This is a genomic window from Arthrobacter sp. FW306-07-I (assembly GCF_021800405.1).
Classification (GTDB): domain Bacteria; phylum Actinomycetota; class Actinomycetes; order Actinomycetales; family Micrococcaceae; genus Arthrobacter.
In genome coordinates, this window is record NZ_CP084550.1 from 56,753 (window position 1) to 69,202 (window position 12,450).

At 63.7% G+C, this 12,450-nt stretch carries 11 protein-coding genes; 3 read left to right on the plus strand and 8 right to left on the minus strand.

Annotated elements, in window-relative coordinates; genetic code table 11:
* Positions 1 to 10: 10 nt before the first annotated feature.
* Genes LFT46_RS00300 through LFT46_RS00330 form a run of 7 tightly spaced genes read right to left on the minus strand, consistent with a single transcriptional unit; the run spans position 11 to position 7,283 of the window.
* Positions 11 to 1,126, minus strand: coding sequence for a Gfo/Idh/MocA family protein (locus LFT46_RS00300; protein WP_236800437.1), 1,116 nt, complete (start codon positions 1,124 to 1,126; stop codon positions 11 to 13).
* The gene (locus LFT46_RS00305) at positions 1,111 to 1,809 is read right to left on the minus strand and encodes a ThuA domain-containing protein (RefSeq protein WP_236800438.1); all 699 of its coding nucleotides are present in this window, start codon (positions 1,807 to 1,809) and stop codon (positions 1,111 to 1,113) included. The genes LFT46_RS00300 and LFT46_RS00305 overlap by 16 nt, the downstream gene beginning before the upstream one ends.
* A 46-nt stretch (positions 1,810 to 1,855) precedes the next feature.
* Positions 1,856 to 2,860: a sugar phosphate isomerase/epimerase family protein gene (locus LFT46_RS00310; RefSeq protein ID WP_236800439.1), complete on the minus strand. Its 1,005-nt coding sequence runs from the start codon at positions 2,858 to 2,860 to the stop codon at positions 1,856 to 1,858.
* Positions 2,861 to 2,893: 33 nt separating this feature from the next.
* The gene (locus LFT46_RS00315; RefSeq protein WP_236800440.1) at positions 2,894 to 4,084 is read right to left on the minus strand and encodes a Gfo/Idh/MocA family protein; all 1,191 of its coding nucleotides are present in this window, start codon (positions 4,082 to 4,084) and stop codon (positions 2,894 to 2,896) included.
* Positions 4,085 to 4,115: 31 nt separating this feature from the next.
* Positions 4,116 to 5,021, minus strand: a complete 906-nt coding sequence (locus LFT46_RS00320) for a carbohydrate ABC transporter permease (protein WP_236800441.1) — start codon at positions 5,019 to 5,021, stop codon at positions 4,116 to 4,118.
* A gap of 1 nt (position 5,022) precedes the next feature.
* On the minus strand, positions 5,023 to 5,958 hold the full coding sequence (locus LFT46_RS00325) for a carbohydrate ABC transporter permease (RefSeq protein ID WP_236800442.1): 936 nt from the start codon (positions 5,956 to 5,958) through the stop codon (positions 5,023 to 5,025).
* Positions 5,955 to 7,283, minus strand: a complete 1,329-nt coding sequence (locus LFT46_RS00330; protein ID WP_236800443.1) for an extracellular solute-binding protein — start codon at positions 7,281 to 7,283, stop codon at positions 5,955 to 5,957. The genes LFT46_RS00325 and LFT46_RS00330 overlap by 4 nt, the downstream gene beginning before the upstream one ends.
* A gap of 236 nt (positions 7,284 to 7,519) precedes the next feature.
* Here LFT46_RS00330 and LFT46_RS00335 point away from each other — a divergent pair, with 236 nt between their 5' ends.
* Together LFT46_RS00335 and LFT46_RS00340 are read left to right on the plus strand one after the other, a co-directional pair.
* A complete protein-coding gene (locus LFT46_RS00335; RefSeq protein WP_236800444.1) occupies positions 7,520 to 8,563 on the plus strand; it encodes a LacI family DNA-binding transcriptional regulator in 1,044 nt (347 codons plus the stop codon).
* 42 nt (positions 8,564 to 8,605) lie between these two features.
* A complete protein-coding gene (locus tag LFT46_RS00340; protein WP_236820897.1) occupies positions 8,606 to 9,814 on the plus strand; it encodes a mandelate racemase/muconate lactonizing enzyme family protein in 1,209 nt (402 codons plus the stop codon).
* A gap of 199 nt (positions 9,815 to 10,013) precedes the next feature.
* Here the strand turns inward: LFT46_RS00340 and LFT46_RS00345 are convergent, their stop codons facing one another.
* Entirely contained in the window at positions 10,014 to 11,180 is a 1,167-nt protein-coding gene (locus LFT46_RS00345) for an endo-1,4-beta-xylanase (protein WP_236800446.1), read from the minus strand.
* A gap of 186 nt (positions 11,181 to 11,366) precedes the next feature.
* Here LFT46_RS00345 and LFT46_RS00350 point away from each other — a divergent pair, with 186 nt between their 5' ends.
* Positions 11,367 to 12,395: a LacI family DNA-binding transcriptional regulator gene (locus LFT46_RS00350; RefSeq protein WP_236820898.1), complete on the plus strand. Its 1,029-nt coding sequence runs from the start codon at positions 11,367 to 11,369 to the stop codon at positions 12,393 to 12,395.
* The last annotated feature ends 55 nt before the right edge of the window (positions 12,396 to 12,450 follow it).

Consider the following 12,450-nt stretch of genomic DNA (forward strand, 5'->3'; position numbering starts at 1 on the left):
CCGGAGAGGGCTACTTCGCCTGGAGGGCGTCTGCCTGTTCGGCGAGGACGGTGAGTGCCACGCTTTCCGGCCGCTCAACAGTGCTCTGGATGCTTACGGTCATGCCGCTGTGCGCGGCCTTGAGGACAGATTCCATGACCTCCAGCGCGTGGTAGGCAAGGGCTCCGCCTGCCCGGGGTTCCTTGCCCCGGGGGGTGGAAGCGAGATCGGCGATGCCAAACCCGCGGCCGGCATCCACGTATCCCGCCGAGACAGGCAGGGTTTCCCAGTCCTCGGCGCCCAGGGAGAACAGCTGGACGTCGCCGTCGAAGTGGTTGGGGTCGGGCACCACCAGGGATCCGCGTTCGCCGTGGATCTCGATGTTCGGCGACTTGGACTTCACGGCGTCGAAGCTCATGAACAGCGTGGAAAGCGCCCCGGAGGCGTGGACCAGGATGCCCGTGACGTGGGAGTCGATGGTAACCGGCACTTTTTCGCCCTGCCGCGGCCCGGAGCCGATGGTCCGCTCGTTGCGGGTATGGCTGGCCGCGCCCAGTACCGACACCACGGGACCCAGCAATGTCACAAGGGCGGTGACGTAGTAGGGGCCCATATCCAGGAGGGGGCCGCCACCGGGCTGGTAGTAGAAGTCCGGGTTGGGGTGCCAGCGTTCATGGCCGGGGGTCACCATGGTGGCCGATGCCGAGATGGGGGCGCCGATGAGCCCGTCGTCGATGGCTTTGCGGGCGGTCTGGATTCCGGTGCCCAGCACGGTGTCAGGGGCACAGCCGACGACGACGCCTGCCTGGCGTGCCGCGTCCAGCACCTGGCGTGCCTCTTCAGTCGTGGCCGCCAGCGGCTTTTCGCCGTAGACGTTCTTGCCGGCCGCGATCGCCTTCAGTGCCACGTCGGCGTGCGCGGCGGGGATGGTCAGGTTCAGAACCAGGTCGATATCGTCAGCGGCGAGCAGTTCTTCGACCGAGAGGGCGCGGACGCCGTCGTAATCATCCGCTACGGCCCGGGCACGTGCCGGATCCAGGTCCGCCACGGCCACCAGGTTGACCTGGTCCAGCCGCCGGAAATTGGTGAGGTACTGGGCGATGATGGCTCCGCAGCCAATGATTCCGACGTTCAACGGCTTGCCCACAGCAGGCCCCTTTCGATGATGGTGCGTACGTTCTGGTCCTGGAGGATTTCGACGCGGTGGCCGGGAGTGCAGACGAAGATGCGTCCCTTGCCCCACTGGCGGGTCCAGATGGCCGGGGAGGTCACTTCGCGGTGCCAGGGATCCCACTCGCGGACTTTCTGGGTGGTGGTGGCCAGGACATCGATGTAGTCATCGGCGAGGACCCAGTACTGCTCGGTGACCAGGTCGAAGTCCTTGATGCCCTTGGTAATGGGGTGCTCCGCCGCGGCGGGCAGCATGTTGACGGTGTACGGAACGTAGTTGTCCGACTGTTCGCCGATGCACTCGTCCGGGTGCTTGCCGGGGTGGCAGGCGAACTGGCCGCCGATCAGGTGCAGGTAGTCGGAGGTGTTCCGGTAGGAGTCGGCGATGCCACCGTGCCAGCCGGCCAGGCCGGTGCCGTTTTCCACGGCCGTCCGCAGTCCGGCGAATTCGTCCTTTTCGATGGTGCTCATGGTCATGCACTGCATGATCAGGTCCACCCCGGCCATGTATTCGGCGTCGGCGTAGACCTTGGGCGATTCCTCTACCCGGACGTCATAGCCGTTGTCCTTGAGGTAGGGAATGAAGAGCTCGGTGGCCTCGTAGGGCTGGTGGCCGTCCCAGCCGCCGCGGACGACCAGCGCGTGCTTGCGATCTGTCATTAAAGTTTCCTTTGTTTGGTTGCCGGCTGGTGCCGGCGAAGCATGGTCAGCGGCTGGCGAAGGCGGCGTCGAAGGCAGCTGCCGGCGGGGCGATCCGGGCCAGTTCCTGGACCATGGCCAGCGCCTGCGGGGCGCCGATGAGCCGGTCCATCCCGGCGTCCTCCCATTCGATGCTGGTGGGACCTTCATAGCCGATGGCGTTCAAGGTCCGGAAGATGCGGTTCCACTGCACATCGCCATGCCCTGCCGTGACGAAGTCCCAGCCGCGCCGGGGGTCCGCCCAGGCAAGGTGCGAGCCCAGGCGGCCGTTGCGGCCGTCAAGCTGGCGGACGGATTCCTTCACGTGAACGTGGAAGATCTTGTCTGCGAAGTCCTGCAGGAACATCACCGGGTCCAGGTCCTGCCAGATGAAGTGGGAGGGGTCGAAGTTCAGGCCGAAGCTCTCGCGGTGCCCGATGGCTTCAAGCGTGCGCTTGGCGGTCCAGTAGTCGTAGGCGATTTCGGACGGGTGGACTTCCAGGGCGAACCGGACACCCTCTTCCTCGAAGACGTCAAGGATGGGATTCCAGCGGTCGGCGAAGTCCTGGTAGCCGGCGTCGATCATTGCCTGCGAGGCCGGCGGGAACATGGCCACGGCTTTCCAGATGGAGGAGCCGGTGAAACCCGTTACTGTCTTCACCCCGAGGCGGGCAGCCGCCCGTGCGGTGTCCTTCATGGCCTCCGCTGCCCGGCGGCGCACCCCTTCGGGCTCGCCGTCGCCCCAGGTCTCTGCCGACAGGATGTCCCGGTGGCGCTCGTCGATGGGATCGTCACACACGGCCTGTCCGGTCAGGTGGTTGGCGATGGCGAACACCTTGAGGTTGTTCTTTTCGAGGATGTCCAGACGGCCCTGGAGGTAGTTGTCGTCCTCGGCGGCCCGGCGGGGGTCAAGGTGGTCGCCCCAGCAGGCGATTTCGAGCCCGTCAAAGCCCCATTCGCCGGCAAGCCGCGCCACCTCCTCGAAGGGCAGGTCGGCCCACTGGCCGGTAAAGAGCGTGATTGGTCGTGTCATGTGAGTTCCTATTTGATCGAAGCCGTACGTTGCTCAGACTTTTTGCCATTGGCTGGAGTTGGCGGCGCTGGACTCCACCGCGGCGAGGACCCGCTGCACCTGCAGGGCGTCGGCGAAGGATGGTTCCGGTTGGCGTCCTTCACCGATGGCCGTGACGAGGTCCACCACCTGGTGGGTGAAGCCGTGTTCATATCCCAGTCCGTGGCCGGTGGGCCACCAGTTCCCCACGTAGGGATGCTCGGGCTCGGTGACGAAGATCCGACGGAAGCCCGCATCCGGGGACTCCGCCGCGTCATAGAAGGACAGGACGTTCATGTCCTCGAAATCGAAGGCGAGGGAACCCTTGGTGCCGTTGACCTCCAGGCGCATGGCGTTCTTCCTGCCCAGGGCGTAGCGCGTGGCTTCGAAGACGCCGATGGCACCTGCGGAAGCGCCGCCGTCGAACTTTGCGCTGAAGATGGCCGCATCATCCACAGTGACCTGCCCGCGCGGGGCGTCGTCGCTCAGGTCGCCGTGGCCACCCAGGCCCACCATGTCGCCCGCAAGCGGGCGTTCCCGGACGAAGGTCTCCAGCATTGCGGATACCCCGTTGATGTTCATGCCCGTGACCCACTGCGCCGCGTCGATGCTGTGGGCTCCGATGTCACCCAGGGAGCCGGACCCGGATTTGCTCTTGTCCAGCCGCCAGGTCATGGGGGCGTTGGCGTCGGAGAGCCAGTCCTGCAGGTACTGGGCACGGATGTGGCGGATCTCGCCGAGCCTGCCCTGTTCCACGAACCGTTTGGCCAGTGCCAGTGCCGGGGTGCGGCGGTAGCTGAAGCCGCACATGGAGAAGACGCCGTTCTTTGCGGCCGTTTCCGCCGCGAGCGTCATCCGCTCAGCCTCGTCCACGGAGTTGGCCAGCGGCTTTTCGCACAGCACGTGCTTGCCGGCTTCCAGGGCGGCGATGGCGATCTCGGCGTGGGTGTTCCCTGGAGTGCAGATGTCAATGAGGTCGATGTCGTCGCGCTCGATCAGGCGGCGCCAGTCAGTCTCAACAGAGTCCCAGCCCAGCTTGTCCGCGGCGGCACGGACGCCGTCGGCATTCCTGCCGGCCACCGCGGTGAGCTGTGGCTGCAGCGGCAGGTCGAAGAACCGGGGCGCGGTGCGCCAGGCGTGGGAGTGGGCTGCACCCATGAAGGCGTAGCCCACCATTCCGACCCGCAGGGGCTTGGCGGTGGTCATGTTGAAAGTCCTTTCGGTAAATTCCGGGGCGTTACTTGCTGAAGCCGGCGGTCAGGCCTGCGAGCAGCTGTCGCCGGCCGACGACGTAAAGCACCAGGATGGGCAGTGTGCTAAGCACCACGGAGGCGAGAACGGCAGGAATGTTGACGCTGAATTCACCTTGGAAGGTCCACAGGCCCAGGGGCAGGACACGCAGGCTGGGGCTCTGGGTAAGAACCAACGGAAGCAGGAACCCGTTCCAGACATGCAACCCGTTGTAGATGGCAACCGTCACAATGGCCGGCCGGGTCAGGGGCAGGGCCAGCCGCCACATGGTCTGCCACTCGCTGCAGCCGTCCAGCCGCATGGACTCGAACAGTTCGTTCGGGACGTCGCGGATGAAGTTGGACAGGATCAGCACCGTCAGCGGAATGGCGAAGGCAATGGACGGCAGCATCAGCGCCAGCAGGCTGTCATACAGGTTAAGCCGGATGATCATCAGGTAGATGGGGATGATCGTGGCCTGCAGCGGGATGGCCAGCCCCATCAGGAACATACCGTTGACCAGCTTCAGGAACCTGCCGGCGCCGCGAACGATGGCAAACGATGCCATAAATGAGATCAGCACCGTGGGAATCACGGAACCGAGCGTGACGATGGCGCTGTTCATGAAGTACTGGGCGAAGTCCGCCTCCAGGACCAGCTGGTAGTTCTCCAGCGTGGGCTCGGTGGGGATGGCCAGCGGATTCTGGCCGAAGTAGCCGGCCTGCGTCTTGAGGCTGGTGATTACCACGTAGTAGACGGGCAGGATGATGATGGCCAGCCAGATCCAGCCGCCCAGGCCACCGGGGATATTGAGGCCCCGAAGCTTGGTGCCAAGTCCCCGCTTGGCGGCTGCAGTGCTGCCAAGCGACCCGGTGCGGGCTTCCTGGGTATTGCTTTTCAGGACGGTGCTCACCCTACAAACCTTCCAATTGGCTGCCCTGCTTGTCCTTGCCCCCAAGGCGCTGGAGGAACAAAGCGAGTGCAAGGCCGATGATGACGAGAATGACGGCGATGACGCTGGCCGGACCCATGAGGTTGGCCCGGAAGCCGCGGAGGTACATGTCCAGGGCCAGGATGCGGGTGGAGTTTCCGGGCCCGCCGCCGGTGAGGACGAAGATCAGGTCGAAGTAGGTCAGTGAACCCACCACCATCAGCGTGGAGGAGGTGATGATCGTGTACTTCAACTGCGGAAGGGTGATGTGGAAGAACTGCTTGATGGTCCCGGCCCCGTCGATCTGGGCCGCCTCGTACAAAGACTTCGGGATCTGCCGCACACCGCCTTGGTAGATGAGCGTGTGGAACGGCACGAACTGCCAGGCGATGACGAAGATGACCAGGCCGAGGGCCAACTGCGGGACACCCAGCCAGTCCTGGGCAAGGAACGGCAGGCCGAGGCCGGTTGCCAGGCCGAAGTTGGGATCCAGCAGCGCCTTGAAAGCGATGGCGACGGCGGCTGAAGACAGCAGCAGGGGCAGGAAGTACAGCACGGCCAGGACCGCCCGGTAGCGCTGGCTTCCCGCGGTGAAGACGCCCAGCAGGAGGCTGATGGGCGTCTGGACCAGCCAGGAGACGATCATGATCAGGAAGGTCAGGCCCAGGGCGTTGTACAGCCCCGGATCTGCCAGCACGGAGAACCAGTTGTCCAGTCCCGCCGCCCCGATGGCACCGATGCCGTCCCAGCTGGTGAAGCTGAGGATGAGCACACCAGCCAGCGGGATGACGGCGAACACCAGGAAGAAGAACAGTGCAGGAATGGTCAGCCATGCCAGCGCGGCCTTGCGCTGTTCGGTCTGCTTGGAATTCCTGACGCCGACGCTGGGCCCCGGGGCGGTGGAGACGGCGTTACTCATTTCCCGAGGGTGCCGTTCATATTCTCGGCAAACTGCTGCGGCGTAATCGACTTCAGGAACAGCTGGTCGATGTTGTTCAGCAGGGCCTCGGCGGCGGTGGGGCTCAGTGCCTGGTCCCAGGACTGCTGGAAGCTGGGGGCGTTCTTAGCCAGGTCGTAAACGAAGTTGAGGAAATCCTTGTCCGGGGACGTGTTCAGCTTGCTCTCGATGCCGTTGACAATGGGGACCGAACCGGAGTTGATGTACGCGTCGATCATCGCGTCCGTCATGATGCCGTCCTTGAGGAACTTCTTGGCCGACTCCTTTTCCTTGTCGCTGGCCTTCGCGGAGATTGACTGGTAGTTGGCTGGGTTGCCGACGCCGTTCTTGGGGTCGCCCTTGCCGCCGGGAACTGAGGGGAACTGGACGAAGCCCAGCTTGCCGTCCTGGACGAAGTTCTTGCCGTCCTTTTTCATCGGACCGTACGTCCAGGAACCATGCAGCATCATGGCGGCCTTGCCGGTGTACAGCAGGGCCTGGTCCGCGTTCGAGTCGGCCGTAATGGAGGAGAAGCCCTTGATGAAGCCATCGGCGGAGACCAGTTCCTGGATCTTGGTGCCGGTTTCGATCACAGCCGGGTCCATCCAGGCATTGGGCTTGCCTTCGAAGATTGCCTTGAACACGTCGGGTCCGCCGATGCGGTCCAGCAGGTATTCGAGCCACATCATGGAAGTCCAGCGCGACTGGCCGCCCAGGGAGAAGGGTGCCACCCCCATGCCGTTGAAGGTCTTGACCAGGGACATGACGTCGTCCCAGGACTTGGGCGGCGTGACGCCGGCCTTCTGGAAAAGTTCCTTGTTGTAGAACAGGACGATCGGACCGACGTACATGTTGGGCAGGGCGTAGATCTTGCCGTTGACCGTGGCGGCACTGAAGGTGGAGGGGAAAAACTTCTTCTTCAAGTCCGGTTCGGAATCCAGCCAGCTGGTGAGGTCTTCAACCTGGTTTGCCTCGGCGTATGTCTTCAGCGTGCCGCCACCCCAGTTGTAGATGATGGTGGGTGCCTGGTTGGCGCCAATCGCGGTCTTGATCTTGGTCTTGTAGGCGTCGTTCTGGAAGAACGTGATCGCGATCTTGTTGTCCGGGTTTGCCTGGTTGAAGGCATCGACAGCCTTCTGCATGTTGGTCTGGTTCGGCTCACCGGACAGGAACCACATGCTGGCGCCACCATTGCCGCTGGAGGCACCCGGACCTGACGTGCCGCAGGCAGAGGTTGCGGCAACGGCAAAGGGAGTAAGGGCAGCGAGGGCGAGGAAAGAGCGCCGTGAGGTCTGGGGTTGCTTCATTGCTTCTCCATTGTGAATTTGCTGTCGAGGTACGGGGCGTCAGCTCCGACGTTCGTTCGAAACATTTCGAACGGTGATATAAGTCACGCTGTAAACTAAAGCGGCAAAAACCCCCGTAGTCAAGGGATCGTAGAGGATATTTTTGGAGAAACAGCCTAATTTGACCAAACCTTGACGGACGAAGTGCCTGTTCCTCAGAATGAATGCACTTCCCACCTTCGAAAGATTGCGAACCCATGACGACCAAATTGCCGGAGCGGACCAAACCCACGCTCGCAACCGTGGCCAGGCAAGCAGGAGTCTCAGCGCCCACTGTCTCCAAGGTGGTCAATGGCCGTGACGATGTAGCACCTGAAACCAGGGCGCGGATCCTTGCCGTGCTTGAGCAGGCGGGTTACCAGTCGCCGGTGCAGCGCCGGGCGGCCGCGGAAAGCGGGACCGTGGTCGAAGTGGTGATCGACGTGCTCGATTCCGCCTACACCATCCAGGTACTGAACGGCATCCTGCAGTTCGCCGCCGGTGCCGACGTCGAAATCCTGGTGAGTGTGACAGGCAGGTCCACACCTGGCCGGCAGACCCCGGAACGCCGGGCCCAGCGCATGCTCGAAGAGGGCAGGGCGGGGATGATCGTGGTGACCTCGGCATTCAGCGAGGCACAACTGCATGCCTTCCGCCGGCGCCAGATCCCGGTTGTGGTGATCGACCCGCTCAACCCGCCCTCCGCGGACGTGGTCAGTGTTGGCGCAACCAACTGGGCGGGCGGCAAGGCGGCCACCGAACACCTGCTGGAACTCGGTCACCGCCGCATCGCCTACATCGGCGGAATCGAGGGCTCGGAGTGCAACCAGGCGCGGCTGCATGGGTACATGGCTGCCCTGATGGCGCAAGGCATCGCGGTGGACCCTCAGTACGTGGTGTCCGGAGGCCATTTCCGCACCGAGGGCGGAGTTAGCGGATTCAAAGAGCTGCTGAAGCTGGACTCCCTCCCAACGGCCATCTTTGCCGGCAGCGACTCCATTGCCCTGGGTGTCCTCAGCGAGGCGCGGCACCACGGGATCAGGGTTCCGGAGGACATGAGCCTCATCGGTTTTGACGGCACGAACCAGGGCGAGCAGTCCGTCCCCTCGTTGAGTTCGGTGGCCCAGCCCCTTGAAGAGATGGGCAGGGCCGCACTGAGGTCACTCCTGCGCCAGGCCCAGGGCGAGGTGCTGGATTCCCACCGCGTGGAGCTGGCCACCCAAGTGATCGTCCGCGAATCCACCGCCCCGCCGGCGGCCTGACTGAACCCACTGAGCCCTGCCTCCAACGAAAGACGCGGACATATGAAAATCACCAACCTGGACACTGTGGTCGTGGACTTTTACCGGACCAACCTGGTCTTCGTCCGGCTGCGCACCGATGAGGGCCTTACCGGGATAGCGGAGGCCACCCTTGAGGGCCAGGAACATGCAGTCCGCGGAGCCGTGGCGGTCCTGGCCGACGCGGTCCGGGGCAAGGATCCGACTCGAATCACGCAAACCATCTACGAGGTAAACCGCGACGCGTACTGGCGCGGCGGACCTGTGTCGATGACCGCGCTAAGTGCCCTTGAAATGGCGATGTGGGACGTCTCAGCCCGCGCCTTGGATGTGCCAGTCCACCGCATGCTGGGCGGACAGGTCCGTGACCGGGTCCGCGCTTACGCCAACGGCTGGTTTTCCGGCGCCAAAACCCCTGAAGATTTTGCCCAGGCGGCCGTCCAGACAGTTGCGCAAGGCTTCCGGGGACTCAAGTGGGACCCCTTCGAGGCGGCCGACCTCATCCTGGAGCCACGGGACCTGCGGCGCATGCTCGAACCCGTCGCCGCTGTCCGGGAGGCGGTCGGTGATGATGTTGAACTCTTCATCGAAGGACACGGCCGGTTCGATGTGCCCACAGCGATCCGGGTGGCGCGTGAAATCGAGCAGTTCCAGCCGGTGTTCTTCGAAGAGCCGTGCCCGCCTGATGGGATCGATGCGCTCATCGAGGTTCGCAGCAAATCCCCCGTCCCCATTGCAGCGGGAGAGCGCTGGATGGGACGGAATACTTTCATTCCTGCCCTGGCCCGCAACGCCGTTGACTACGTCCAGCCCGACGTCACCCACGCCGGCGGCCTCCTGGAACTTTCGTTCATTTCCACCCTCGCGGCCGCGCATTACGTTCCGTTCGCACCGCATAACCCCAGCGGCCCGCTCAGTACTGCCGCCACCCTGCAACTGGGCGCCACCCTGCCCAACTTCCGCTACCTGGAGATCATGGCGACGGACGTGCCTTGGCGCAGCGAGATCTCGAATGAGCGCCTCCAATTGACGGACGAGGGTGATGTTCTCATCCCCGAGGGCGTTGGCTTGGGCATCGAATTGGACTTGGACGCCATCGCCGAGCGTCCGTACACGCCGCACCCGATGCGGATCTTCACTGATGCGGTCGCTGACATCCGCCCGCCGGATGCCCGCTCCTACTTCAACCTGGCCACTGCAGCCGGGGGCCCCGCCATTGGCGGGCATCGATAACCGTTGCAGGAGGCGTTGAGCTTCTCATCAACCTCCGAGCGGGTGGTGGCCTCGACAATGAGGGACTGCAACGTTTCCATGGGGTTTCCTTTCAGGGATTCGAGAGTTACCGCCACCGGCTTCGGAAGCTTGGTAACAGGAACAGCAGAGCGGTCTGGAAACAGGTGTTCCCAGACCGCTCCAGCTCTTCCGGGAATCGCTACTGCTGGTAGGCGGGGTGGTGGGCGTCGCGGGCGCCGCCGCCGGGGTTCGCCTGAAGAAGGGTGGACTGCAGTGCGTAGTACGAGGGCTTGCGCGTGTAGTCCTCCCACATCACCGTAGCTTCACCCTGACCGCTGAAGAAGACGGGAACCCACGAGTACTTGTCGTTGAAGCCCCAAATTGTGAAGGACTTGCAGTCTTCGACATTGAGGCATGCTTCGAGCGCCTGCTGGTAGTAGCTTGCCTGCTTTGCCAGCTGCGCCTCCGTGGGCTTGGTCCCGGCAGCGATGTTCATGCGGACATCGATTTCCGTCACCGCCGTCTCCAGGCCGAGGTCATCGAAGCGCTGGAGGTTCGCCTTCAGGTCACCCGGGAAGCCGTACTGCGTGCTGAGGTGGCCCTGGACCGCGAAGCCATCCACGTGCACGCCCTCTGCGAGGAGCTTGGAGATGAGGGCCACATACGCGGTGCTTTTCGGGTTGATGCTTTCTACGCCGTAATCGTTGAAGAAAAGTTTGGCGGCGGGATCAGCCTCATGCGCCCACCGGAAGGCGTCGGCGATGATCTCCGGGCCAAGTTCGCGGATCCAAATATTGTCCGAGGTCCGCAATGTGCCGTCACCGTTCAATATCTCGTTGGCGACGTCCCACTGCTGGATCTTGCCCGCATACCGGCCAACAACAGTGGTGATGTGGTCCTTAAGGATGGACCGGAGTTCCTCCTTGCTGAAGTTGCCCTGCTCCAGCCAGGCCGGGTTTTGGCTGTGCCAGAACAACGTGTGGCCCCGGACCACCTGTCCGTGCTGTTGGGCGAATTCCACAATCGCGTCCATCTCTGCGAAACGGTACTGGTCCCGCTGCGGGTGGATGAATTCCCACTTTGCCTGGTTTTCCGGTGAGACCGAGCTGAACTCGGAGGCCAGGACGCTGCGGTACTGCTGGTCGAAGGTGAAGGGATTGGGGTACGGCATGGTCTCGTGGTGGCCGCCGCCGGCGACGGCGGTACCGATGCGCAAATCCTTTGGCGCGGCCCAGCGCAGGGTGTCCTGCTTGGCCAGTCCCGGCGGCTGCGGGGTGTCGTTCCCGCCGGCCAGGGCAGGTAGTGCCGTGGGAAGGGCGAACGCCGAGGCAAGCACTGCAGCGGCGAGAGTCTTGGCAACCTTCATTGAGAGCTCTCCTTTGAGGTACGAGTGGATCGGGTGGGGAAGCCGACCCGCGGTTCCGGAAAATTCCGGAACCGCGTCGTTGTAACTTAGGAATCTTCTCAGCGCTGCGTCAAGGGTTTTCGCAGAAAGTTTCGGATCCGCGTATTTGTGAAGGCCTATACTTGCAGCGAAAGCAGGAGGAAATGCGTGCGCGAGACCCAACGCCCGGCAGTCACAATTTCCGCGATCGCGGCGGAAGCCGGCGTCTCGGTACCCACCGTTTCCCGCGTGCTGAACGGGCGTGGAGACGTTTCGCCACGTACCCGCGAACGGGTGGAAAACTTGTTGCGCGACCACGGTTACAAGCGGAGGGGCGTCCGTCCGGAGGTACGGTCGGGCCTTATCGACCTTGTCTTCAACGACCTGGACAGCCCCTGGGCCGTTGAAATCATCCGTGGTGTGGAGGAAGCTTCCAATGAAGCCGGGGCATCCACGGTGGTGTCGGCCATCCACCGCAGGGCAGGCACAACGTCCACGCGGCAATGGCTGGACAACCTCAGCGCCAGGGCGACCGACGGTGCCATACTCGTCACTACCGACCTCGATCCCTTCCTGCAAGCGGAACTGCAGCGCCTGGACGTGCCCGTTGTGGTGGTCGATCCTGCCGGCGTCCCTGACCTGGAGGTGCCCACAATCGGCGCAACCAACTGGATGGGGGCTGTCGGTGCCACCGAGCATCTCACCGGTCTGGGCCACCGGCGGATCGGCTTCGTGGCCGGTGTGCCGGGCTTGTGGTGCAGCCGGGCCCGGCTGGACGGCTACAGGGCAGGCCTTGATGCTGCCGGCATTGCCTTTGATCCTGCCCTTGTAGTGGAGGGGGACTTCGATTACGAGTCGGGTTTCCGCGCTGGCTGCAGGCTCCTTGAATTGGCCGACCGGCCCTCTGCCGTGTTCGCTGCGAGTGACCAGATGGCATTGGGTGTGTATGAGGCGGTCCGCAAAAACGGGCTCCGCGTGCCGGAAGACATCAGTGTGGTGGGCTTCGATGACCTTCCGGAAGCCCGCTGGGCCTCTCCGCCTCTGACGACCGTGCGGCAACCGCTGGCCGAAATGGGCAAGCTCGCCGCGCGCACCATCCTCAGGATGCTGCAGGGTGAAGGCGTGGAGAGTCCACGCGTGGAGTTGGCCACGAGGCTCGTCCCCCGGGAGAGCACGGCGCCGCCACGCCGGCAGTGATTGCTCCTCTTCGGCTCAGTTCCCCCAACAACCCTTGACGTGGCTCCGGACAGCT